Origin of the sequence: uncultured Shimia sp. (genome assembly GCF_913054185.1) — a bacterium.
Lineage (GTDB): Bacteria > Pseudomonadota > Alphaproteobacteria > Rhodobacterales > Rhodobacteraceae > Shimia.
On record NZ_CAJXIV010000015.1, the window covers coordinates 25792 to 48072 of the forward strand.

Annotated in this window: 20 protein-coding genes; 10 read left to right on the top strand and 10 right to left on the bottom strand. The window is 57.1% G+C overall.

Going from position 1 to position 22281, the window contains the following annotated elements; translation table 11 throughout:
- Nucleotides 1-33: 33 nt before the first annotated feature.
- The 6 genes from QZ517_RS05385 to QZ517_RS05410 all read left to right on the top strand — a co-directional run bounded on the left by QZ517_RS05385 (nucleotide 34) and on the right by QZ517_RS05410 (nucleotide 7226).
- Nucleotides 34-1290, top strand: a complete 1257-nt coding sequence (locus QZ517_RS05385) for a VWA domain-containing protein (protein ID WP_294223313.1) — start codon at nucleotides 34-36, stop codon at nucleotides 1288-1290.
- A gap of 90 nt (nucleotides 1291-1380) precedes the next feature.
- Nucleotides 1381-2349: an XdhC family protein gene (locus QZ517_RS05390; protein ID WP_294223315.1), complete on the top strand. Its 969-nt coding sequence runs from the start codon at nucleotides 1381-1383 to the stop codon at nucleotides 2347-2349.
- Complete coding sequence (locus QZ517_RS05395; RefSeq protein ID WP_294223318.1) at nucleotides 2346-3332, top strand: molybdopterin-binding protein; 987 nt, start codon at nucleotides 2346-2348, stop codon at nucleotides 3330-3332. The genes QZ517_RS05390 and QZ517_RS05395 overlap by 4 nt, the downstream gene beginning before the upstream one ends.
- 142 nt (nucleotides 3333-3474) lie before the next feature.
- The gene (locus QZ517_RS05400) at nucleotides 3475-3960 is read left to right on the top strand and encodes a (2Fe-2S)-binding protein (RefSeq protein ID WP_294223321.1); all 486 of its coding nucleotides are present in this window, start codon (nucleotides 3475-3477) and stop codon (nucleotides 3958-3960) included.
- A gap of 99 nt (nucleotides 3961-4059) precedes the next feature.
- The gene (locus QZ517_RS05405; RefSeq protein WP_294223324.1) at nucleotides 4060-6423 is read left to right on the top strand and encodes a xanthine dehydrogenase family protein molybdopterin-binding subunit; all 2364 of its coding nucleotides are present in this window, start codon (nucleotides 4060-4062) and stop codon (nucleotides 6421-6423) included.
- Between the two features lie 14 nt (nucleotides 6424-6437).
- On the top strand, nucleotides 6438-7226 hold the full coding sequence (locus tag QZ517_RS05410; RefSeq protein WP_294223327.1) for a xanthine dehydrogenase family protein subunit M: 789 nt from the start codon (nucleotides 6438-6440) through the stop codon (nucleotides 7224-7226).
- 125 nt (nucleotides 7227-7351) lie between these two features.
- Here QZ517_RS05410 and infC read toward each other — a convergent pair whose 3' ends face one another.
- Complete coding sequence (gene infC / locus QZ517_RS05415; protein ID WP_366766005.1) at nucleotides 7352-7897, bottom strand: translation initiation factor IF-3; 546 nt, start codon at nucleotides 7895-7897, stop codon at nucleotides 7352-7354.
- A 195-nt stretch (nucleotides 7898-8092) separates the two neighbouring features.
- Here infC and QZ517_RS05420 point away from each other — a divergent pair, with 195 nt between their 5' ends.
- Nucleotides 8093-8752 (top strand): hypothetical protein, encoded by a 660-nt coding sequence (locus tag QZ517_RS05420; protein ID WP_294223333.1) that lies wholly within the window; start codon nucleotides 8093-8095, stop codon nucleotides 8750-8752.
- Nucleotides 8753-8827: 75 nt separating this feature from the next.
- Here QZ517_RS05420 and QZ517_RS05425 read toward each other — a convergent pair whose 3' ends face one another.
- The 5 genes from QZ517_RS05425 to QZ517_RS05445 all read right to left on the bottom strand — a co-directional run bounded on the left by QZ517_RS05425 (nucleotide 8828) and on the right by QZ517_RS05445 (nucleotide 13012).
- Entirely contained in the window at nucleotides 8828-9676 is an 849-nt protein-coding gene (locus QZ517_RS05425; protein WP_294223336.1) for a ferredoxin--NADP reductase, read from the bottom strand.
- Between the two features lie 118 nt (nucleotides 9677-9794).
- Complete coding sequence (locus QZ517_RS05430) at nucleotides 9795-10202, bottom strand: DUF934 domain-containing protein (protein WP_294223339.1); 408 nt, start codon at nucleotides 10200-10202, stop codon at nucleotides 9795-9797.
- Complete coding sequence (locus QZ517_RS05435; RefSeq protein ID WP_294223342.1) at nucleotides 10199-10996, bottom strand: phosphoadenylyl-sulfate reductase; 798 nt, start codon at nucleotides 10994-10996, stop codon at nucleotides 10199-10201. Before QZ517_RS05435 ends, QZ517_RS05430 begins: the two co-directional genes overlap by 4 nt.
- Nucleotides 10986-12653: a nitrite/sulfite reductase gene (locus QZ517_RS05440; RefSeq protein WP_294223345.1), complete on the bottom strand. Its 1668-nt coding sequence runs from the start codon at nucleotides 12651-12653 to the stop codon at nucleotides 10986-10988. Before QZ517_RS05440 ends, QZ517_RS05435 begins: the two co-directional genes overlap by 11 nt.
- Nucleotides 12654-12688: 35 nt before the next feature.
- A complete protein-coding gene (locus QZ517_RS05445) occupies nucleotides 12689-13012 on the bottom strand; it encodes a DUF2849 domain-containing protein (RefSeq protein ID WP_294223348.1) in 324 nt (107 codons plus the stop codon).
- A 141-nt stretch (nucleotides 13013-13153) separates the two neighbouring features.
- Here QZ517_RS05445 and QZ517_RS05450 point away from each other — a divergent pair, with 141 nt between their 5' ends.
- Entirely contained in the window at nucleotides 13154-13615 is a 462-nt protein-coding gene (locus tag QZ517_RS05450; RefSeq protein ID WP_164644732.1) for an Lrp/AsnC family transcriptional regulator, read from the top strand.
- Between the two features lie 149 nt (nucleotides 13616-13764).
- On the opposite strand, the gene QZ517_RS05455 is transcribed toward QZ517_RS05450, so the two are convergent.
- Nucleotides 13765-14949, bottom strand: a complete 1185-nt coding sequence (locus QZ517_RS05455) for an MFS transporter (RefSeq protein ID WP_294223352.1) — start codon at nucleotides 14947-14949, stop codon at nucleotides 13765-13767.
- A gap of 320 nt (nucleotides 14950-15269) precedes the next feature.
- Here QZ517_RS05455 and QZ517_RS05460 point away from each other — a divergent pair, with 320 nt between their 5' ends.
- Entirely contained in the window at nucleotides 15270-16658 is a 1389-nt protein-coding gene (locus tag QZ517_RS05460; protein ID WP_294223355.1) for a tyrosine phenol-lyase, read from the top strand.
- 83 nt (nucleotides 16659-16741) lie between these two features.
- Here the strand turns inward: QZ517_RS05460 and QZ517_RS05465 are convergent, their stop codons facing one another.
- From QZ517_RS05465 to QZ517_RS05475, 3 genes are read right to left on the bottom strand one after another with little or no spacing between them, the layout of a single operon-like run.
- A complete protein-coding gene (locus QZ517_RS05465) occupies nucleotides 16742-17920 on the bottom strand; it encodes an MFS transporter (RefSeq protein WP_294223359.1) in 1179 nt (392 codons plus the stop codon).
- Complete coding sequence (locus QZ517_RS05470) at nucleotides 17917-19143, bottom strand: sigma-54 dependent transcriptional regulator (RefSeq protein WP_294223362.1); 1227 nt, start codon at nucleotides 19141-19143, stop codon at nucleotides 17917-17919. The genes QZ517_RS05465 and QZ517_RS05470 overlap by 4 nt, the downstream gene beginning before the upstream one ends.
- Nucleotides 19140-20906, bottom strand: coding sequence for an ATP-binding protein (locus QZ517_RS05475; protein ID WP_294223365.1), 1767 nt, complete (start codon nucleotides 20904-20906; stop codon nucleotides 19140-19142). Before QZ517_RS05475 ends, QZ517_RS05470 begins: the two co-directional genes overlap by 4 nt.
- Nucleotides 20907-21100: 194 nt before the next feature.
- On the opposite strand from QZ517_RS05475, the gene QZ517_RS05480 reads away from it, so the two are divergent.
- Nucleotides 21101-22276 (top strand): M20 aminoacylase family protein, encoded by a 1176-nt coding sequence (locus tag QZ517_RS05480; RefSeq protein ID WP_294223369.1) that lies wholly within the window; start codon nucleotides 21101-21103, stop codon nucleotides 22274-22276.
- Nucleotides 22277-22281: the final 5 nt, after the last annotated feature.

Below are 22281 nucleotides of genomic sequence, written 5' to 3' on the forward strand. Positions count from 1 at the left end.
CGACCATAGGCAGCTGGCACCTTATTGTGTGCCATGGCTGAATACCTTCCGCTTGAGATCCCGGAGGATCCAAAACTAACGCACAACATCACTTGGTTTGCGCGGGCCCTCCGCAAGGCGGGATTGCCCATTGGTCCCGGGCGCGTGATTGATGCCATTTGCGCTGTTGAAGCTGCAGGGTTCACCAGCAAGCAAGACTTCTATTGGGCCCTGCACGCCTGTTTTGTGTCTCGTCCCGAGCACCGCACTGTGTTTGCTCAGGTGTTCCGACTTTATTGGCGTGATCCTCGTTACCTAGAGCACATGATGGCGATGATGCTGCCAGCCGTGCGCGGCGTGCAAGAGGAACGCGCGGGACAAGCCGGTGAAAAACGGGCGGCAGAGGCGCTTCTTGATGGCGCCAATCAAGACATCCCCGAAGATGTGGCGCAAGAGGAAGCCGGAACCGAAATCGAAATTGATGCCTCTTTGACCATGTCACCAGAGGAGAAGCTGCGCTCGCTGGATTTTGAACAAATGAGCACGGAAGAAATTGCGCAAGCGAAGCGCATGCTGTCGCGCCTCACACTGCCTGTCAAACCCATTGCGTCTCGGCGCACCAAATCGGATCCACTTGGGCGCAAGATTGATTGGCGCGCCACCATGCGTCAGTCCATGCGTCAAGGCGGGGACCTGTCCAGCTTGGCACATAAGAGCCAGCGCATCCGATGGCCAAACCTTGTGGTGATATGCGATATTTCCGGGTCTATGAGCCAATACAGCCGCATGGTGCTGCATTTCTTGCATGCCGTTGCCAATAAAAAAGGCGCCGGATGGGCACGCGTGCATGGCTTCACTTTTGGTACACAACTGACCAACATCACGCGGCATTTGGCCACCCGGGATGTGGATGTGGCGCTGGCGGCAGCTGGGGCGGAAGCGCAGGATTGGGAGGGCGGCACTCGAATTGGGGAATGCTTGCACAGTTTTAACCGAGATTGGTCGCGTCGTGTGATGGGACAGGGCGCGGTTGTTCTGTTGATCACTGATGGGTTGGATCGTGGTGCGCCGGAGGCGTTGACCAAAGAAATGCAGCGGTTGCACCTGTCATCGAGACGTCTGATCTGGCTCAATCCGCTGCTCCGTTGGGAAGGGTTTGCGGCCAAAGCGCAAGGCATTCGCGCAATGTTGCCGCATGTTGACAGTTTCCGGGCGGGTCACTCAATTGCCTCCATTGAAGCGTTGGCTGAGGCCCTGTCTCGTCCTGACGATATGGGAGAGAAGGCGCGGCTACTTGAGGGGCTTCGGTAATGCGGATGTGCTTGTGAAGCGTATAGAAAAAGCAGGTCTTGCTGTTTCTCGCGGCGATGCCCATGTTTTTTTGCTCTGAGGGAGTGCAGAATGAGCCAAGTACTTAAAGGCGCGCCAGAATTGGCGCTGGAATGGCATCGTGCCGGACGCGGGGCGGCTTTGGCAACTGTGGTTGAGACCTGGGGATCGGCTCCCCGTCGGGTCGGCGCGCAAATGGTAGTGTCCGGCGATGGCCAGATTGAAGGCTCGGTATCTGGCGGTTGTGTCGAGGGTGCGGTGATGGTCGCGGCCCTCGACGCGATTGAAAGCGGCAAGGGCACCTTGTTGGAATTTGGCGTCAGCGATGGAGATGCCTTTGCTGTTGGCTTGGCATGCGGTGGCACAATCAAGGTTCTGGTCGAACCTGTAGGAACCGTTCTCACCGAAGGTGTGCTGTCACAATTGGTTGAGGCCCGCGCGGCGCGCATAGCGGTGGCCTACGTTGCGGACGCCAAAACTGGCGGTGGCGATTTGACCAAAACGGGCTTTGAAGATCGCTTTCGCATGGATCGATCAGGGATTGAAGATGACGGTCGCTTTGTTGCCATTCACAATCCTCCATTACGACTGATTGTTGTGGGGGCCGTGCATATCGCGCAAGCGTTGGTGCCTATGGCCCGTGTCGCCGGTTTTGATCCCGTAATTGTTGACCCACGGGCCGCGTTTGGCTCTGAGGCTCGGTTTCCCGGGGAGACTGTTGTGGATGAGTGGCCAGACGAGGCGCTGCAACACATTGGCGTTGATGCGCGAACGGCGCTGGTATTGTTGACCCACGATCCCAAACTCGACGATCCCGCGCTACATATCGCGTTGAAATCAGACATATTTTACATAGGTGCCCTTGGCAGTAAGAGAACCCACGCCAAGCGGGTTGAGCGTCTTCAGGACGCTGGGTATTCGGATGGGGCCATTGCTCGCATATACGGCCCAGTTGGATTGGATATCGGGGCGGCAAGCCCGTCCGAAATTGCTGTGTCCATTTTGGGCGAAGTGTTGACGGTCCTGAGGAAAGGCGCATGAAGTTTGGCGCAGTGCCTGTTGAAACGGCTTTGGGCACCGTTCTGGCGCACTCCTTGGTTGCCGGAAAGAGGATCCCCAAAGGAACAGTCCTGCAAGAAACGCACCTACAGGCCCTAGTCGACGCAGGGTTTGAAACCGTTGTTGTGGCCCAATTGGACCAAGACGATGTGGCCGAAGATGTGGCGGCCACTAAATTGGCAGAGTCCATGCTAATTGGCATTGAGGGCGTCCGAGCCACAAGTGCGGGCGCAGGGCGGGTGAACCTCTACGCCGAGAGTTGTGGAATGATCCGTATCAACGCTGCGATTGTGCAGCAAGTTAACTCAATTGATCCGATGATAACGGTTGCAACCGTGCCTGATTATCATCGCGTCGACGCGCATGGCATGGTCGCAACCATCAAGATTATTGCCTATGCCGTGCCATCTTCTGCACTGGCTGAGGCGACAAAAGTCGCGCGTGGAGCCGTGTCTTTGCGGCGGCCAGTTTTTGAAACTGCAACGCTGATTGAAACCACAATTGGGGATATCCCATCAGACAAAGGTCAGCGCGCAATGGCCGGGCGCGTTGAACGGATGGGAATGGTGCTGACGGAAAGGGTTTTGGTCCCCCATAAGCCGGACCCTTTGGCACAAGCGATCAGGTCCGCGCCGGGGGACATGATCTTTGTGCTTACGGCGTCGGCAACCTCAGATGTAATGGATGTTGCCCCTCAAGCTCTGCGTGATGCAGGTGGGCAGGTTGAGCGGTTTGGCATGCCAGTTGATCCGGGCAACCTTCTGTTTTTAGGGGAAATAGGTGGAAAACCAGTGATTGGATTGCCCGGCTGTGCACGATCTCCGGCGCTGAATGGTGCGGATTGGGTGCTGGAGCGAGTGATCTGTGGGAGTGAGGTCACGCACGCTGACATCGCCGCAATGGGGGTTGGCGGGTTGCTCAAAGAAATCCCAACACGCCCGATGCCACGGGAAAAGGGATTGTAAACCAATTGGCTGCTGTGCTGCACGTGCAGCTACGACCAATGTCTACGACCCCCATTTGAATTGTCAAAAAAAGCGGCTTCTCAAGTTGCATGGCGGCTGCTTTACTCTTGCTCAATGACAATAGCTAAATTGGGAGGAGCCAATGTCACAGGTCACCATGACCGTGAATGGCAAAGAAATGTCCGGCGCTGCCGAAGGACGCACTTTGCTCAGTCAATTTCTTCGAGAAACCCTTGGCCTGACCGGCACACATGTCGGATGTGACACCAGTCAATGTGGCGCCTGTGTGGTTCATGTTGATGGGGTTGCAATCAAAGCCTGCACCATGCTGGCACTAGAGGCGGAAGGCGCATCGGTTGATACCATTGAAGGCCAAGCCGCGCCGGATGGTACATTGAATGCGCTGCAGCAGGCCTTCCAAGATCACCACGGCCTGCAATGTGGTTTCTGTACACCAGGCATGATCATGTCCGCGGCGGATCTCTTGAAAAACAATCCGCAACCTACAGAAGCGGAGGTGCGTCATCATCTTGAGGGCAATATTTGCCGCTGTACCGGCTACCACAATATCGTGAAAGCGATCTTGGCGGCCAGTGGTCAAGATGTGAGCAGCATCGCAGCTGAGTAATCGGCAGACCTGCGTTTGAGGAGGCGTGGGGATGTGCGATTTTGATTTCAAATCAGATGCGTGAGGCTTTGACCCGCTCTGATTTTAGGGAGGATTAACATGCCTAAGGACAATGGCATTGGCGCCAGCCCCAAGCGGCGCGAAGATGTCCGGTTTCTAAGTGGAACCGGCAATTATACCGATGATATTCAAGTAAACGGTCAAGCGTATGTACATTTTCTGCGCTCTGACATTGCCCATGCGAAAATCAATGGCATCGATCTGGACGCCGCTTCAGCTATGCCCGGCGTGATTAAGATATTCACTGGCGCTGATTTTGAGGGCGTGGGTGGTATCCCTTGTGGGTGGCAAATCACAGATCGCCATGGCGAGCCGATGCAAGAACCCGCTCATCCGGTGCTTGCGCAAGGCAAAGTGCGCTACGTGGGAGATCAGATTGCGGCGGTCGTGGCGGAGTCGGTGGAGCAGGCCCGAGATGCGGCTGAGGCTATTGAGGTTGATCTCGAAGAGCTGCCGGCAGTTGTCGACATGAAAGCCGCACTGGCCGACGGGGCCACCAAGGTCCACGACGATCTGACCAGCAACCTATGCTACGATTGGGGGTTTGTGGAGGAAAACAAACCAGCTGTGGATGCCGCGTTTGAAGCGGCGGCGCACGTCACAACTTTAGAGCTGCGCAACAACCGTTTGGTGGCAAATCCAATGGAGCCGCGTGTTGCGATTGGCGATTTTAATCGCGCAACCGGTGACAGCACACTCTACACAACCAGTCAAAACCCGCATGTGATCCGCCTGTTGATGGGCGCGTTTGTTCTGGGCATTCCAGAACATAAGCTGCGTGTTGTCGCACCAGATGTTGGCGGCGGCTTTGGTACAAAAATCTTCCACTATGCCGAAGAAGCATTCTGTACTTTTGCGGCCAAATCTTTGAACCGCGCGGTAAAATGGACCTCTACACGCTCTGAGGCGTTCATTTCGGATGCACACGGCCGTGACCATGTGACAAAAATTGAGCTGGCGCTGGATGCCGAGAACAACTTCACGGCGGTGCGCACTGACACCCACGCAAACATGGGCGCGTATCTGTCGACATTTGCGCCGTCGGTGCCAACCTGGCTGCACGGCACACTCATGGCGGGGAACTACAAAACGCCATTGATCTATGTGAACGTAAAAGCGGTATTCACTAACACCGTGCCGGTGGATGCGTACCGCGGTGCGGGCCGTCCGGAAGCAACTTTTCAGCTGGAACGCGTCGTGGATAAAGCGGCACGGGAGTTGGGTGTGGACCCAATTGCATTGCGCCGTCAAAACTTCATCACCGAGTTCCCATATGCCACACCTGTGGCAGTGGAATATGACACCGGTGACTACCACGGCACCATGGATGCGCTGGAAAACATGGCGGATATTTCCGGCTTTGAGGCGCGCCGTAAGGCCAGTGAAGCCCGCGGTAAACTGCGTGGCTTTGGTGTGAACTGCTACATTGAAGCATGTGGTATCGCACCGTCCAATCTTGTTGGGCAGCTGGGCGCACGTGCTGGTCTCTATGAAAGCGCAACTGTGCGGGTGAACGCGACTGGTGGTCTGGTTGTGATGACCGGTTCGCACAGCCACGGCCAGGGCCATGAGACGTCTTTCCCTCAAGTGATTGCTGAGATGATCGGCATTGACGAAAGTATGGTCGAAATTGTGCATGGGGACACGGCCAATACGCCAATGGGCATGGGCACGTATGGGTCCCGTTCGATTGCTGTGGGTGGCTCTGCGATGGTGCGCGCGACAGAAAAAATCATCGCCAAGGCCAAAAAGATTGCTGCACATCTGATGGAAGCGGCTGACGCTGACATCGAACTCAAAGATGGCGCGTTTTCTGTGGCGGGCACCGACAAATCGGTTGCCTGGGGGGATGTGACCCTCGCAGCCTATGTCCCACACAATTATCCGCTGGAAGACATTGAGCCTGGTTTGGAGGAGACCGCGTTTTATGATCCCGCCAACTTCACCTACCCCTCTGGGGCCTATGCCTGTGAGGTCGAAGTTGATCCGGAGACTGGCAAGGTCACCATTGAGGCGTTCAATGCAGCTGACGACTTTGGCAACATTATCAATCCAATGATTGTCGACGGTCAGGTGCATGGCGGAATTGGTCAAGGCATTGGCCAGGCGTTGCTTGAAAACGCGGCGTATGACGAGAATGGCCAATTGCTGAGCGCGTCTTACATGGACTACGCAATGCCACGTGCCAGCGATGTGCCTTTTTATGGCGTGGACCACTCGAGTCAGACCCCGTGCACACACAACCCATTGGGTGTGAAAGGCTGTGGCGAAGCTGGAGCCATTGGGTCGCCACCCGCGGTGATCAACGCAGTTGTTGACGCGTTGCGCTCCGGTGGGCATGACATTCACCATATCGATATGCCAGTGTCGCCGTCGCGCGTCTGGCAAGCGATGAACGGATAAGCGGAGGAAATACCATGTATAATTTCGACTTCGAAAAACCCTCCACGATCGCGGATGCAGTGTCCGCGCTGGGCACCGAGGATGCGCAAGCGCTGGCGGGTGGGCAAACGCTACTGCCGACAATGAAACAGCGCCTGGCCAGCCCGTCTAAGCTGGTGAGCCTCAACGGCATTGCTGAGATGCAGGGTATCTGTACCGGCGACGACGGCGCGCTATGTATCGGCGGGGCCACCACCCATGCGGATGTGGCCGCAGGGGCGGGTGCTTATCCTGGCCTAGCTGGACTGGCCGCCGGCATTGGTGATCCCGCGGTAAGGGCACGTGGGACGATTGGCGGTTCATTGGCCAACAATGATCCGTCCGCGTGTTATCCTGCTGGTGCCTTGGCATCAGGTGCCACCCTCGTCACCAATGCACGTGAGATTGCGGCGGATGACTATTTCCAAGGCATGTTCACAACCGCTTTGGACGAAGGGGAGATCCTCACAGAGGTTCGCTTCCCCGTGCCGGAGGCGTCAAACTATCAGAAGTTTGAACAGCCAGCCTCCCGGTTTGCCTTGGTTGGTGTGTTTGTCGCCAAATTTGCGGACGGCGTTCGTGTGGCGGTAACCGGTGCATCTGAGGAGGGTGTATTCCGTTGGACTGAGGCAGAGACAGCCCTGTCTGGCAACTTCTCTGCTGAGGCGATTGCCGATATGGCGCCGGGTTCTGATGGCATGATCTCTGATCTGCATGGCACAGCGGCCTACCGCGCCCACTTGGTAGGGGTCTTGACCCGCCGCGCAGTGACCGCCGCTGGCTAAGTGGTCGTGATATAAATAGAAAGGCCCCGATCTTATGGTTGGGGCTTTTTTGTTGCATGCAGTAAGTTTCCAAGAAAAAACCCCGCGCAATGGCGGGGTCTCTTAAAAAATTGGTCTGCCAAACGTTACTTGGGCAGTGGGCCGATCAGCATGATCATCTGGCGGCCTTCCATTTTGGGCATGTTTTCAACTTTGCCCATCTCTTTGGTGTCCACTGCCACGCGTTCCAGCAACTCGCGACCCAAGTTTTGGTGCGCCATTTCGCGTCCACGGAAGCGCAAGGTCACTTTGACTTTGTCGCCATTCTCCAGGAACTTGTACACGTTGCGCATTTTGACTTCGTAGTCATGCGTATCCGTGTTGGGGCGGAACTTGACCTCTTTGATCTCGATGGTCTTTTGCTTTTTGCGCGCTTCGGATTCACGTTTCTGCTGTTCGTATTTGAACTTGCCGAAATCCATGATCTTACACACAGGTGGGTTTGCATTTGGAGAAATCTCAACAAGATCCAAACCAGCCTCGTCAGCCATTACCATGGCCCGCGCAGGGGTCACGACACCGACGTTTTCGCCGTCTGCGCCAATCAAGCGGATTTCGGTAGAGCGGATGCGTCCGTTGACGCGGGGTCCGGTGTCACGCTGAGGCGGTGCGTTATGAGGTCTGCGGGCTATGGTTTTCTTCCTTCAATGGTGAATGCCTTTAGGCGGCCAATTTATTCGGCCTTTGCATGTGATACAACCGCCGAATCCATGCTCATGATGTGAATCTGGCAGGTTTCCCCCTTGAGAGCGGCCTGCGGACGTAGGAAAGAGTATCAGCGAAGGGCCCGAACAGGTCGGGTGGGAGCGTTTGTGTTGGAGAATTCCATGAAGAATCTGATTTTTGTAGTGATTGCAGGTGCCATTGCGGTGGTGGCCTATTTTGTATTTGGACAGGGCGGCAAAGACGCCGTGACTGAAGCGCCGGTTGTTGAGACTTCACCAGTTGTTGAGGCTGTTGAAGAGGCGCAGCAGGCCGTTGAAGAAGCCGTGGAAGAGGCAACCGATAGTGCAGCAGCGGCGGCAGAAGCTGTTCAGGATGCGGCTGAAGAAGCGGTTGAAGCTGCTTCTGACCAGGTTGAGGCTGTTGCCGACGAAGCTGAGGCTGCTGTAACCGAGGCTGTGGAATCTGCGACCGACGCGGCTGCCGAAACCGCTGCCGCAGCCACTGAAGCCGCTGAAGAGGCTGTGACCGCGGTGACGGACACTGCCAGCGCGGCCACGGACGCAGCCACTGACACAGCGACAGAAGCCGTAACAGAAACAACTGAGCAGGCTGCTGATGCGGCAACATCCAGCATGGCAGACTTGGCCAGCGTGTTTACTGCCGATGGCTTTGATCTGGCCAAAGTGTCTGAGGTGATCGACGGCTCTTCACTGGGCATGATTGAGAAGACCACGCTGAAAACCGCCATTGAGAGCGCAACCAACAATCCGGAAATGCTGACGCAGGCTTTGGACGCTGCAAAGCAAGCGCTTGGAATGTAAGCTGCTTCAATAGCTAAAACGCAAAACGCCCCGACCAATGTCGGGGCGTTTTCTATTGGGAATGAAATTCGGACCTTAGTCCAAGAAAGCTTTCTCAACCACATATTGTGCAGGCTTTGAGTTGGCGCCTTCTTCGAGGCCAGCTTCCTCGAGCATGTCCTTGAGCTCCAAGTTGAACGCCATGTTGCCACAGATCATCGCGCGATCGCTTTCCGGGTTGAGTGGCTCAACATCCAGATCAGCATAAGCTTCGCCAGATCGGATCAGATCCGTGATGCGCCCCATTTTGGCGCTCTCTTCACGGGTGGTGGTCGGGTAATATTTGATTTTCTTCCAGAAACCTTCCCCGATCACTTCGTTGAGAAGTTCGTCGTCTTTCAGAGCTTCGATCAGGTCGCGGCCATATGTCAGCTCGCCCGCTTCACGGCAGGTGTGGGTGATAATGACTTCATCGTAGTCTTGATAGGTTTGTGGCTCGCGCAGCAGCGAGGCAAATGGCGCAAAGCCTGTGCCAGTGGCAAAGAACCAGATGCGCTTGCCTGGGATCAGTGCGTCATGCACCAGCGTTCCAACAGGCTTGGGACGCAGGATAACCTCGTCACCCGGCTGGATGTGCTGCAACTTGGAGGTCAGTGGACCGTCTTGAACCTTGATGGAGTAAAACTCCATCTCTTCGTCCCAGCTTGGCGAGGCAATGGAATAGGCCCGCAGGAGCGGCTTTTGCTTACCGGTCTTGGGGTTCACGTCGCCCATCAGGCCAATCATCACAAACTCACCGGAGCGGAACCGCAGCGAGGCGGGACGGGTGCATTTGAAGGAAAACAAACGGTCGGTGTAGTGCTTCACTTCGGTGACGGTTTGCGCGTCAGGCAGGGCAGGCACTTTTTTGGCGGTGGATTCGGTCACAGGTTTTTGCTCGGTCATATCAAATACTGGGCGGGAATGCCCCGCTCCTCATGTAACATCTCTGGTGAAGTTTTGAAGGGATAGCAGCGATGCGGCTTTGACATAACGCAAGCTCGCATCGCTTTTTTACTATATGTTAGCCCCGCATGCGCGCTTGGTAATTGTTGGCTTGCCAGTCGGCGCGGAATTTCCATTCGCCTTCTGGCTGGCGTGTGGCGAGTTCATTCGAGATCTCCACTTCGTCAAAACCGCAGCGGCGGGCCATGGCATATTGATCGGAAATCACATGGCCTTTGGCGCGCAGGCGACCTTTGTAGCCAGCCAGTCGCAATTGGCGTGCGATGGTAAAACCGCGGCCATCTGCAAAGCTGGGGAAATCAACGCGCACCATCTCAACGCCTGCCAGCTGCGTAATAACCTCTGCAGGATCGGCAGCAGATGGCACATCGAGTGCGGCAACGTCGTTGGCCGCTTCGTCCAATGGTACAAATCCAAGTGTCCAGTTGTCGGCGTTGAAGCCGCTGTCTGTTACAATCACAGTCATGCTTTCTCTCCTGCTCGCACCATCTTGCCGTTCACAAAATGGATGCCACATTCGTCTTTGTCTTGACCACGCCACCGACCGGAGCGCGGGTCTTCGCCTTCCGCAACCTTGGATGTGCAAGGCGCACAGCCAATCGACGGGTAGCCTTGTGCCACAAGCGGGTGGCGGGGCAGGCGGTTTTCTTCCATGTATGCCCGCACGTCTTCCGGCGCCCAATGGGCCAGCAGGTTCACTTTGATACGGCCAGTGAAGTCCTCGACCTCAAAGAAGTCCAGCGCGGCGCGCGTGCCTGATTGGAAGCGTTTTCTCCCCGTAATCCAGCCGTCATAGCCGCGTAGAGCCTTTTGCAAAGGCCGTGTCTTGCGCAGAGAACAGCAGGCATCTGTGTCAAACTGATGCAGCGTGCCATCAGGATCTTCCGCCGCCAAGGTGGCGTCACTTGCACGGATGACCTGGACATTGTCCAGATGCAGGCGCTCGGCCACCTCTTGTTGATACGCAAGCGTCTCCGTGAACAGCAATTCGGTGTCGACAAAGATCACCGGAATGTTGCGATCCACAACCGCAGCCATGTGTAGAAGCACAACAGACTCCGCACCAAACGAAGACACCAAGGCAAGTTTGCCAGCCTGCGGGTCTTTCAGCGCTGCCTCCATGACCGAGGTCGCAGAGTGATGCCGATAGCGTGCATTCAGCGCGTCTACCTTGGCCTGCAACGGATCCTTGCGCTCTGACGTGGGCGCAATCGCCGACGTCAGAGGGGAGGTCAGGGGGGTTAAGCCATTATGCTGCATTAGCCTGTGTCTCTGGGTAGAGGTGAGCCTTAAAGGGCGCGAGGCCAAGACGGCGATAAGCCTCGAGGAAGGTTTCTTCTGGTCCCTCACGCAGCTCCAAATAGCCATTCACAAGACGTTCAATTGCTGGAACGATCTCATCATAGGCAAAACCCGGCCCCGCACGTTGGCCAATTTCAGCATTCCAAGTGGCATCGCCACCTAAGGTGATCTGGTAGTTCTCCACACCTGCGCGATCGAGGCCGAGAATGCCGATGTGACCCACATGGTGGTGCCCACAGGCGTTGATGCAGCCTGAGATTTTGATCTGCAGGTGGCCGATGTCATGCTCCAGCTTCAGCTCGTCAAAACGGGTCGCGATCTGCTGCGCCACAGGGATAGAGCGGGCCGTGGCCAAGGCACAGTAATCCATGCCGGGGCAGGCGATGATGTCGCTGATCAGGCCGATGTTGGCAGTGTGCAGTTCTGCCTCACGCAGGGCCGCATAAACCGCTGGCAAATCGGATTTGTGCACATGTGGCAGGATCACGTTTTGCTCATGGCTGATACGCAGCTCGTCATGGCCGTAGTCACGGGCTATCTGTGCCAATGCGCGCATTTGGTCGGCGGTGGCATCGCCTGGGGTGTCGCCCTGCTTTTTCAGGGAAACCGTAACAACCGAATACCCCGGCGCACGGTGCGTTGTCAGGTTGGTATCAACCCAGCTGCGAAACAGGGGGTTGGCGTTATAAGCGCTGTCAAACTCGACAGTGGGCGCATTGCGGAAAGCCGGAGGTGCAAAGTGGGCTTTGATGTCCTCAAACAGGTCTTGATCCACGCCGGTGAAAGATGGGCGCACGGTTGCGTAGCGCTCCTCTACCTTTGCGCGGAACTCCTCAAGGCCGGTTTCATGCACGGTGATCTTGATGCGCGCTTTGTATTTGTTGTCGCGACGGCCGATCTGGTTCCAGACCGAAACGGTGCTCTCGATATACGGCAGCAGATCTTCGCGCGGCAGGAAGCCATTGAGCACCTTGCCCACCATTGGCGTGCGGCCAAGGCCCCCGCCAACAAGGATTTGGTAGCCGATCTCACCGGCGTCATTTTTCACAAAACGCACAGCCAAATCGTGCGCTTTCAGCACAGCGCGGTCTTGCGCACCTGCGCTCACGGCGATCTTGAATTTACGGCCCATGAACTGGAATTCCGGGTGGTCGGTGGACCACTGGCGGATCAATTCCGCGACCGGGCGTGGGTCTTCCATCTCGTCGGCAGCTGCGCCAGCGAAGTGGTCCGCAGTCACGTTGCGGATGGTGTTGCCGGAGGTTTGGATAGCGTGCATGCCAACCTTGCCCAAGGCGTCGAGCATATCCGGCACATCAGTCAGCTTGGGCCAGTTGTACTGAATGTTCTGACGCGTGGTGAAATGGCCGTAGCCTTTGTCCCATTTCTCCGCCAACAATGCGAGCGTGTCCATCTGCGCGGAACTCAAGGAACCATAGGGAATGGCCACCCGCAGCATGTAGGCGTGCAGCTGCAAGTACAGGCCGTTCATCAGGCGCAGGGGCTTAAACTCGTCTTCGGTCAGGTTGCCAGCGACGCGGCGTTCTACCTGTGCACGGAACTGACGATTGCGCTCGGCCAGAAAGGCTTTGTCAAAGTCGTTATAGTGATACATGGGTGGACCCTTTTGTTTGCTGCAGGAGAGGCCGATCAGGCGGCCTGACCATCCTGTTGCTTGCTGTCTGCTTGTTTGCCGTGGAAATAGTTGGACGGACCAGTGCGGCGGAATTCTTCGCGAAAATGCGTGGGCTCCAGGCCATTTTCGCCCTCTGCGGTGTCCGCCAGATAAGCGCCAACCACCAGATCGACCTGCTGTGCTGCGTCCAGCAACCGTACCTGGGCGTGGGCTTCATCCGTGAGATACTCGGCGCAAGCCAGATCACGGGTCCAAGTGTCGTCTTTGGTGAAATAAATCACGTCGCCTTCGATGAGGGCGTTGGCGGTGATGACTTTGGGTGTGAATGCGCGTGGCATAAGGCTCTCCCGGGGTTTGACTTCAGAAGCAATATAGGAAATTGTTCCCCATAACCGCCAGATGCTGGCGGAAATAGAAACATGTGTTCTGGTGTGTTTGGGGAAATACGCCGATGTTCCACAAAGGGCAGGGGAAATGGGATGGCGTTGCGTATCGATGATATGGATAAGAAAATTCTCGGGGAGTTGCAACGCGATGCGGCGCAATCCTTGGATGAAATTGCCAAACGTGTGGGCTCTTCCAAGACACCTGTGTGGAATCGCATTCGCAAGCTGAAGGAAGCCGGGGTGATCCGGCAGCAGACGGTGCTGCTCGATGCAGAAGCGCTTGGTTTTGAGGCCTGTTTCTTTGTTTTGATCCGCACCAGCGAGCATGAGGCGGACTGGCAGCAAAAGTTCCTGAAAGCCCTGCGCGAGCGCCCTGAGGTGTTGGAAGCGCATCGGCTGGCGGGGGACATAGACTATATTCTGAAAGTGCAGGTGCAGAACGCGCGCGCCTATGACACCTTTTATCAAGCTCTGATTTCAGAGGTGAAGGTACACAATGTTACCGCGTTGTTATCTATGGAAGAAATAAAATCCACCAGCATGCTGCCGCTCTGATCGTTAAGATTTGGCCGAGGGGCGGTTTGCGGCAAAAATCACGTCGGTATGACGTCGGTATCGCAACTGTTTTGCGGAGGTGTGTTTTTTGGTGGGGCGAGGTTAACGAGGCTGCGGGATGAGCGCTTCCACTGCAAAGTGAGGATACGTCAAACCCGGGCCCGGCGAGAAGTTGCTGCAAGGCCCAGCCAAAGTACGATGCCAAGCAGTGCGAAAGCGGCGAGTATCGGCTGCAATACGGAGTAAGGCAGTGCCGCGTCGCCAGGTGATTGGGTTGCTGCCACACTCAGAGTCAAGGCAAAGAGCACCCGGCCTGCTAAGCTTTGCAGGGAAAAATATGTGGCACGAATGCCGTCGGTTAGCAGAGGCTGAATGCGCGCATTGATAAATGGTTCCGACAGGGAATCCGGCACCATTCTCAAAAACAGCAGCGCAATGACAAACACCCCGTTGGATGTGGCCAACGCCGTGGTCAGAGCAACTTGCATGCCAAGGGCCAGAAGAAGCGTGGCGGGAAGCCCAAGGCGTTTGCGAATGGGAAGCGCAATCAATGAGACGGCAACAGAAATCATCATCATAACAAAAGACACTGCGCCAGAGACCAGAGGTGTCTGGTCTGCAAGCCCTGTGGTCGCGAGGGCTTCGCGAATGAACGGTTGGCCAAAGACAAAGGGGATGTGCCCAAAGGTGTATAACAGCACCGTCAAACAGAGCAGCCAGATCAATGTGGGGTGCCGCAAACTTGCGGCCAGTGAGCGTAGGCTGTCTTGGTGAGGGGCCTGTAGGCTGTGTGATGGTTCGTTAAAACGGAAAGCAATGACGAGAGCGAAGCAAGCGGCCAAAGCCGTTGCGACATAAGGGAGGACATCGTTGTGTACGGCCAGGGCACCACCTATCAGCGCCGCCAACGCTAAAGCCACAAAACCAAAGCGCCACGCCTTTAGCTCCTCCTCAGCGATACGTTTTTCACGACCGTTTGCTTTTAGGCTTTCAAACAGCAAAGCACTGTCTGTGCCGGAGGCAAAGGCCATCCCCGCGCCCAAGAGAACGTTTGCAATGGCAAAGTGAACAAAGGTTGAGCCGACGATGAGCAGGAGGACAGAGGCCAGGAACGTTGCTGTCGATGCGACAAGTGTCTTTCGCCGACCGAGACGGTCAGACATGTAGCCGGATGGCACTTCAAAAAGCAAAGTTGCCAGATCGTAGACCACATAAAGCATGACGGCCTCAGCCGCGGAAAGGTGCGTTTCAAAATAGAGAAACCACGTGGCCTGCCAAAAAATCAGCGATTGAAAGAACTTAAACCAAGGGTACAAGGCAATATTGGAACTCATTTGCTTTCAGTATCGGTTGTGCAGGGATGTGGCGAGAATTTATTGAGAAATTACCGCCATAGGAGAAGGGAATCCTAAGTGATCACAGCAAACCTTGGGAGATATGGATGCCCCCAAGTGTGCAGAATCGTCGCAGTCGCACCGGAATGCGCAATCCTGCTTGTGTTTTGCAAGAGCTGCGATAGCCTCATTCTCGGCCACTTTGATCAGGCGATCTTGTCTGGTGGGAGGGATGAAATGCCACGGGTTTTCCGTGGCGTACCTCTCAAAGGCTCCGCGTGAAAACTCACTTATGTGTCGTTTGAACAAGGAGTCAAAAAATGACCACATCCACCAGAACCTGGGCCGAACCGTATAAAATCAAAATGGTCGAGCCGCTGAAGATGACCACCGAGGATGAGCGCCGTGCGGCCATCGCCGAAGCCGGCTACAACACGTTCCTGCTCAAATCCGAAGACGTCTATATTGACCTGCTGACAGACTCTGGCTGTGGCGCGATGTCGGATCGTCAATGGGCGGGCATGATGCTTGGCGATGAAGCTTATGCGGGCAGCGCCAACTTCTATCGCATGCGGGACACCATCGAGAGCTATTACTCGTACAAATACACCGTGCCGACACACCAAGGCCGTGGCGCGGAAAACATTCTGTCGCAAATCCTGATCTCTGATGGGGATTATGTGCCGGGCAACATGTATTTCACCACCACACGTCTGCACCAAGAGCTTGCGGGCGCAAGTTTTGTCGATGTGATCATCGACGAGGCGCATGATCCGGCCTCGACACACCCGTTTAAAGGCAATGTTGACTTGGCCAAGCTGGACGCGCTGGTGGCGCAGGTTGGGGCGGAGAAGATCCCTTACATCTGTATTGCAACCTGCGTGAACATGGCGGGTGGGCAGCCGATTTCGATGGCCAACCTGCGCGAGCTGCGGGCGTGGTGTGATCGCACTGATACGCTGTTGGTGCATGACATGACGCGGGTGGCGGAAAACGCCTATTTCATCCAGCAGCGCGAGGACGGCTTTGCGGACAAGACCGTGCGTGAGATTGTGCATGAGCTGTGCGCGCTGACCGACGCGGCCACCATGTCTTCTAAGAAAGACGCATTGGTGAACATCGGCGGCTTCCTGGCGATGAACGATCCCGATATCTATGAGAAAGCCTGTAACCTTGTGGTGGTCTATGAAGGGCTGCACACCTACGGCGGCATGGCTGGGCGGGACATGGAAGCCTTGGCGATTGGCATCACCGAAAGTGTCCAGGATGATCACATCAGCGCACGTGTTGGGCAGGTGGAATACCTTGGCAACCGGTTGATGGAGATGGGCGTGCCGATTGTGCAACCCATTGGTGGGCATGCGATTTATCTCGACGCCAAAGCCATTCTTCCGAACATTCCACAAGAGCAGTTCCCGGCGCAGGCGCTGGCCGCAGCGCTCTACATTGATGCGGGTGTGCGGGTGATGGAACGCGGTGTGGTGTCGGCGGGACGAGACAAAGACACCGGTGAGAACTTCATGCCTAAACTTGAGTTGGTGCGCCTGACCTTGCCGCGTCGGGTATACACGCAGGCGCATATGGATGTGGTCGCGGAAAGTGTGCAGCGGGTGATGCAGGGCGCGGCAGACATTCGCGGTCTCAAGTTCACCTATGAGCCGGATTGTCTGCGCTTCTTCCGGGCGCATTTTGCGCCGGTTGAAGGTTAAGACATCTTTTAGTCACAGCCTTTTGGGGCCCGCTTTTGTGGGCCTCATTTTTGTGGAACATGGTCCGATGTGTTTGAAGAGGGCTAGGGGTCGCGCCTCAACGCTCCACTCAGCAGCGCAATCATTAATGCCAGCACAGCCAGTACCCCAAAGGACACGCGCAACGACGTGGCGTTGGCGATAAACCCAATCAGTGGCGGACCCAGAAGCATGCCGCCATAGCCGAAGGTGGCTGTGCCTGCGAGGGCTTTGCCGGGGCTTTCATGCGGGTCGTTGGCCGCGCGGCTGAAGGCCAATGGAAAGATCAGGGCGTAGCCGATGCCCATCATCACAAACCCCACCAGCATCACCGGCGGCGCCGGGAACAACACAGTGAGGGTTGCGCCGGTCGCGGCGACAAACCCGCTCACGCGGGCGGCCAAGTGGGGCGAGGTGTGGTGGGTGATCCAGTCGCCTAGGAGGCGCATGATCACCATGGTCACGGAGAAAATCGCGTAGCCCATCGCGGCCCAGTTTTCCGGCGCGCCACCAATGTCGACAAGATAAACCGCGCTCCAGTCCGCCATGGCGCCTTCGCCCATCGAGGCGCCAAACGCGAGCAGCCCCACCAGCGCCAACTGGCCTTTGGGGATCGAGAAAATCGGCGCTTTGCTGTCGCGGTTGACAGGGGAGGTCCATTGGATGTTGCCGAGCCAAAACAGCAGCGCGGTCAAGGGGATGCCGACAATGGCATAGTGCGTCAGGGGCGCGGCGTTGAGGCTGATCGCGGCAAAGCCGGAGGCGGCGCCGATGCCTGCTCCAAGGCTCCACATGGCGTGGTAAGACGACATTTGCGGGCGTTTGGCCCAGCGTTCAACCTCTGCGCCCCAGGCATTCATGGTCACATCCATGCCGCCGTGCGCCGCGCCAAACAGAAACAGCACCGCGCCAAGCACCCAGACGTTGGGCGTGAGTGCGAGCGCTAACGCCAAGGCCAAATTCGCAAAGACAAAAGCCTTGGTCACGCGGGCGGCGCCAAAATGATCTGAGAGGCGGCCCGCCAAGGGGAAGGCACAAATTGCACCAGCTGCGAGCAGGAGCAGCAAACCGCCAAGTTCGGCGTGGTTGAGATTGTGTGTGGCTTTGAACGCCGGGATGCGGCTGGCCCAGAGGCCAAAGATAGAGCCATTGATGGCAAACATAGCGGCAATGGCCCGCCATCCGGCGCGACGGGTCAGGTGCTCGGGGGCCGGGGCGTGTGATGGGGCGTCGGTGGCGGTCATCGAAAGTTTTCGGGCTTGAGGCCGTATTTGGCCAGTTTGTCATACATGGTTTTGCGCGGCAGCCTCATGGCCTCTGCCGCTGCAGCTGCCCGACCTTGATGTTTGCGCAAAGCTTCCGCAAGAAGGGAGCGTTCGACCTGCGCCATCTGTTCCGCAAGGCCGAGGCCAGCGGATTGGGTTTCCTCGCCGGGCAAGCCCAGGGCGAATCGCATGGCGGCGCTCATCAGGGCGCGGGCGTTGCCGGGCCACTCTTGGGCCATCAGGGAGGATATCACGTCAGACGTGATTTCGGGCGCGTCGAGACCGGCCTGTTCGGCGGCTTGGGCGACGTAGTGGCGGAACAGCACGGGGATGTCTTCGGGGCGCTCAGACAGGCCCGGAATGCGGACTTGCAGCGCTTCGAGGCGGTAGTAGAGATCGGCGTGCAGAGCGCCGGATTGCACCGCATCATCCAGCGGCGCAGCACTGCCAAAGATCAGTCTCGGATGCTCGCCGGTTTCCAGCAAAGTGAGCAGGGCAAACTGGGTCTGCATCGGCATGGATTGTACTTCGTCAAGGAAAAGACTGCCGCCGTGAGTGTCGTCTATGGCGGCGGCAAAGGCGGTGGGGTCCATGCCCGCAGCCGTGTGTTTGGCAAAGGGGCCTTCGGGGCGCGCGCCGCAGAGGTGAATGACTTCGGCCACTTTGGAGATGCCTGCACCGGGCGGGCCAGAGATCAGAACCTCAGCGTTGATGCGGGCAACAGAGCGGGCGCGGTGGCGCAGGGCTTCGGCTTGCGGCGAGGTGCCGTAGAGGATGCGGGCGGCGGCGTCGCCGGTTTCCAGCTGGGCCTTGAGGTGGCGGTTTTCCAAAGCCATGGCGCGGGCCTTTTGGGCGCGGTCAATCACAGCAATGAGTTCGGCCGGGGCGCAGGGCTTTTCTAAGAAACCAAAAGCCCCCTGTGTCATGGCGCGCACGGCCATAGGGATATCGCCCTCACCGGTGAGCAGGATCACCGGCAGTTCGGCGTCGGTGTCGCGGGTGAATTGCAGAAGGTGAAACCCGTCTCGGCCCGGCATGCGCATGTCTGAGAGGATCACGCCGGCAAATGCGGGGGTGATGTGGTCCTTGGCCTCAACAAAAGAACCTGCGGAGATCACCGGAAACTCTTCGAGCTCCAGCGTCTGGGTCAGGGCTTCGCGCACAATGGGGTCATCATCAACCACCAGAACAGGAGCTGTCATGTGGGGCTCTCCTCTTGCCATTGGTCCAGCTCGACGGTGAACAGCGCACCACCTGTGGGCAGGTTGTGTCCGCGGATATTGCCGCCAAAACTTTGTACAAGGCCATAGCTGATCGAGAGGCCGAGGCCCATGCCCTCAGGACTGCCAACCTCTTTGGTGGTGTAAAACGGGTCAAAGATTTTGTCCGGCGCGTCGATGCCGGGGCCAGTGTCGCGGATGTTCACACGGAGGCGTGGGGCTGTCACGATGGAGATGTCAATCTGGCGCTCGTTACTGTCGGACATGGCGTCAGCGGCGTTGTTGATCAGGTTCACAAAGACTTGGGCGAGACGCACTTCGCCGCCCAAAGCGTAGATTGGGTGGTTGTACGAGTGCGCCGCCCAGCTCAGGCTGATGTTGTCTTGGTTGAGGCGCAGTTCGGTGAGCTCGACAGCTTGGCTGATGGTGGCGACCAGATCAACGCGGCCCATGGGTTCGTTTTCGTTGCGGGCAAAGGCACGTAGGTTTTTGATGATGCGGGCCATGCGGGTGGCCATTTGTGAGATGCGGGTCAGGTTTTCGCCGGCTTTTTCGGTGTTGTCGCGGTCTAGGAACCGCGTACCGTTGTCAGCAAAGGTCTGAATGGCCTGCAAAGGTTGGTTGAGCTCATGGCTGATGCCAGCACTCATTTGACCAAGGGCAGAGAGTTTGCCAGCTTGCACCAGATCAGCTTGGGCTTTTTTCAGCGCGGCCTCAGCCTCCTCGCGCTCGGTGATTTCGCGGCGCAGGGCTTCGTTGGTGGAAGAGAGCGCCTTGGTGCGGATGGTCACGCGCTCTTCCAGTTCAGCGTTGGCTTGGGCCAACACGCGGCGGCGTTCCAACACTTGCAGCAGGATCAGGCCAAACACCATGACCACAGCCGCGATGGCACCAGCCTGAAGACCTGCGATGCGGCGGGCGAAGCTGACGTCGACAATGGCCTCGGCGACAAGGTCGATGATGGGCAGGTCTTTGACAATGTGCAGGCCGCGTTCCGGGATGTAGGGCCCCCAATCCATTTGCCAGATTTCATAGCCTGCGGTGATGCGGCTGGAGAATGCTGGCGTTGATGTGTTTGGTGGCGCGAGGCCCGTGCTGCCCTTCGGCCGTTTCCAGAACAGAAGTTCGGAGCGGTTGGTGATGAAGACCTCTTTGTCGTCGTCCACAAAATACACAGCTGGGCCGTCGCCGCGCCAGTTGCCTTCCACATCGGCCATGTCCACCACAACTGTCAGCACTGCGGTCACTTTGCCGTCCGCTCCAAAGCTGGGGGCTGAAAAGTAGAAGGCACGTTGGTTGAAGCGCGCGTCGACCGCGTGATGAGTGCCGATGGCGCCGTGCAAGGCGCGGGTGAAATACGGCGTGCCAGTGAGGTTTTGCGAAGGCACAGCGTCTTCTTGCGCCGTTGCGAGGATGGTGCCATCTGCACTGGCATAGATCAGATCAAGCGCTGCGGTTTTGTCGGCCACTTCCAGCAGTAAAACGGCGCTGGGCTGGGCGTTGGTCTGATCTTTGCTCAACGCCAGCAGGGTGGGGTGTTCCGCCATCAGTACCGCAAGCTCTTGATAGCGCTGCAATTGTGCGGTGAGCCGGTCAGCTGCCAGCGCGAGATCTGCTTCGCCTCGGCGTGCCAATTGATCCAGCGCCTGGACATAGCCATAGCGCCAGACGCCGCTGGCCACGGCGATGAGCATAATGAAGAAGAGGATCAGAATCGTCGCCCGGTGGCGTATCCAAGTTCGCATACTTGAACTCTATCGGTTTGTGGCAAGAGGAGCGAGCGTTCAGAGGCGTGTCACGCTGACTCATGTTGACGCATGGGTAGGCGAAGGTTTGCTTGATAAGTGAATTATTTTCGCGGCGGCTCTTGCCAGTCATTGAACATTGGTTCAGTCTCGCCGAGCGATCAGCAAATCATGTTATTTTGGAGGAAGTGCCCATGCCTATCCGCAATCGTATTGCGCAGATGCACGATGAGATCACCGGTTGGCGGCGCCACCTGCATGAGAACCCTGAGCTGATGTTTGATGTGCATGAGACCGCAGATTTTGTGCAAGACCGCCTCAAGGAATTTGGCGTGGACGAGATCACGCCGGGCATTGGTCAGACCGGCGTTGTGGCGGTGATCAAAGGCAAAACAGACACCAAGGGACGTGTGATTGGGCTGCGCGCAGACATGGACGCGCTGCCGATCCATGAGGCAACCGGATTGGACTATGCCTCCAAAGTGGACGGCAAGATGCACGCTTGTGGCCATGACGGACACACCGCGATGTTGCTGGGAGCGGCAAAGTACCTGGCGGAGACCCGGAATTTTGACGGCACAGCGGTGATGATTTTCCAGCCTGCCGAAGAAGGTGGCGGCGGTGGCCGTGAGATGTGCCGTGATGGGATGATGGATCGTTGGAACATCCAGGAAGTCTACGGCATGCACAACGCACCGGGTGTGCCCGTGGGGGAATTTGGCATTCGTCCTGGCGCCTTGATGGCCTCGGCGGATGAATTTGAAATTGTGGTGACTGGCAAAGGTGGCCATGCGGCAGAACCGGCGGCGGCGGTAGACACCACATTGGTTGCCGCGCAAATTTTGGTTTCCTTGCAAAGCATTGTGTCGCGTAACGTGAAACCCATTGAGCGGGTTGTGCTGACAGTTGGCACACTTGAGACCGACAGCAGCGCGTCTAACGTGATTGCGCATACGGTGCGTATGAAAGGCACGGTGCGCACGTTGGACAACAACAACCGGGCATTGGCCGAGAGACGTATTCGCGAGGTCGCAACTCATACCGCGTTGGCCTTTGGCGCCAAAGCGGAAGTGACTTGGGAAGAGGGCTATCCGGTAACGGTCAACCATGATCGCGAGACCGAGTTTGCCGTGGAAGCTGCGCAGGCCGTTGCGGGCGAAGCAAATGTCGATCCCGAAGTGGACCCAATCATGCCGGCAGAGGATTTTTCCTTCATGTTGGAAGAACGGCCCGGCGCCTACATCCATTTGGGCAACGGCGACAGCGCGCAATGCCACCACCCGGCGTACAACTTCAATGATGAAGCCATCCCGCTGGGCAGCAGCTGGTACGTGGAAATGATCGAGCGGCGCATGCCGAACGCAGACTAAAGCAG

What these genes read in the sequence shown, in the direction of transcription:
- QZ517_RS05435 (WP_294223342.1), bottom strand. Translation starts at nt 10,996, where the DNA reads ATGCAGCATAATGGCTTAACCCCCCTGACCTCCCCTCTGACGTCGGCG.
- QZ517_RS05440 (WP_294223345.1), bottom strand. Translation starts at nt 12,653, where the DNA reads ATGTATCACTATAACGACTTTGACAAAGCCTTTCTGGCCGAGCGCAAT.
- QZ517_RS05455 (WP_294223352.1), bottom strand. Translation starts at nt 14,949, where the DNA reads ATGAGTTCCAATATTGCCTTGTACCCTTGGTTTAAGTTCTTTCAATCG.
- QZ517_RS05420 (WP_294223333.1), top strand. Translation starts at nt 8,093, where the DNA reads ATGAAGAATCTGATTTTTGTAGTGATTGCAGGTGCCATTGCGGTGGTG.
- QZ517_RS05390 (WP_294223315.1), top strand. Translation starts at nt 1,381, where the DNA reads ATGAGCCAAGTACTTAAAGGCGCGCCAGAATTGGCGCTGGAATGGCAT.
- QZ517_RS05400 (WP_294223321.1), top strand. Translation starts at nt 3,475, where the DNA reads ATGTCACAGGTCACCATGACCGTGAATGGCAAAGAAATGTCCGGCGCT.
- QZ517_RS05475 (WP_294223365.1), bottom strand. Translation starts at nt 20,906, where the DNA reads ATGCGAACTTGGATACGCCACCGGGCGACGATTCTGATCCTCTTCTTC.
- QZ517_RS05405 (WP_294223324.1), top strand. Translation starts at nt 4,060, where the DNA reads ATGCCTAAGGACAATGGCATTGGCGCCAGCCCCAAGCGGCGCGAAGAT.
- QZ517_RS05480 (WP_294223369.1), top strand. Translation starts at nt 21,101, where the DNA reads ATGCCTATCCGCAATCGTATTGCGCAGATGCACGATGAGATCACCGGT.
- QZ517_RS05460 (WP_294223355.1), top strand. Translation starts at nt 15,270, where the DNA reads ATGACCACATCCACCAGAACCTGGGCCGAACCGTATAAAATCAAAATG.
- QZ517_RS05450 (WP_164644732.1), top strand. Translation starts at nt 13,154, where the DNA reads ATGGCGTTGCGTATCGATGATATGGATAAGAAAATTCTCGGGGAGTTG.
- QZ517_RS05395 (WP_294223318.1), top strand. Translation starts at nt 2,346, where the DNA reads ATGAAGTTTGGCGCAGTGCCTGTTGAAACGGCTTTGGGCACCGTTCTG.
- QZ517_RS05445 (WP_294223348.1), bottom strand. Translation starts at nt 13,012, where the DNA reads ATGCCACGCGCATTCACACCCAAAGTCATCACCGCCAACGCCCTCATC.
- QZ517_RS05385 (WP_294223313.1), top strand. Translation starts at nt 34, where the DNA reads ATGGCTGAATACCTTCCGCTTGAGATCCCGGAGGATCCAAAACTAACG.
- QZ517_RS05425 (WP_294223336.1), bottom strand. Translation starts at nt 9,676, where the DNA reads ATGACCGAGCAAAAACCTGTGACCGAATCCACCGCCAAAAAAGTGCCT.
- QZ517_RS05430 (WP_294223339.1), bottom strand. Translation starts at nt 10,202, where the DNA reads ATGACTGTGATTGTAACAGACAGCGGCTTCAACGCCGACAACTGGACA.
- QZ517_RS05410 (WP_294223327.1), top strand. Translation starts at nt 6,438, where the DNA reads ATGTATAATTTCGACTTCGAAAAACCCTCCACGATCGCGGATGCAGTG.
- QZ517_RS05465 (WP_294223359.1), bottom strand. Translation starts at nt 17,920, where the DNA reads ATGACCGCCACCGACGCCCCATCACACGCCCCGGCCCCCGAGCACCTG.
- QZ517_RS05470 (WP_294223362.1), bottom strand. Translation starts at nt 19,143, where the DNA reads ATGACAGCTCCTGTTCTGGTGGTTGATGATGACCCCATTGTGCGCGAA.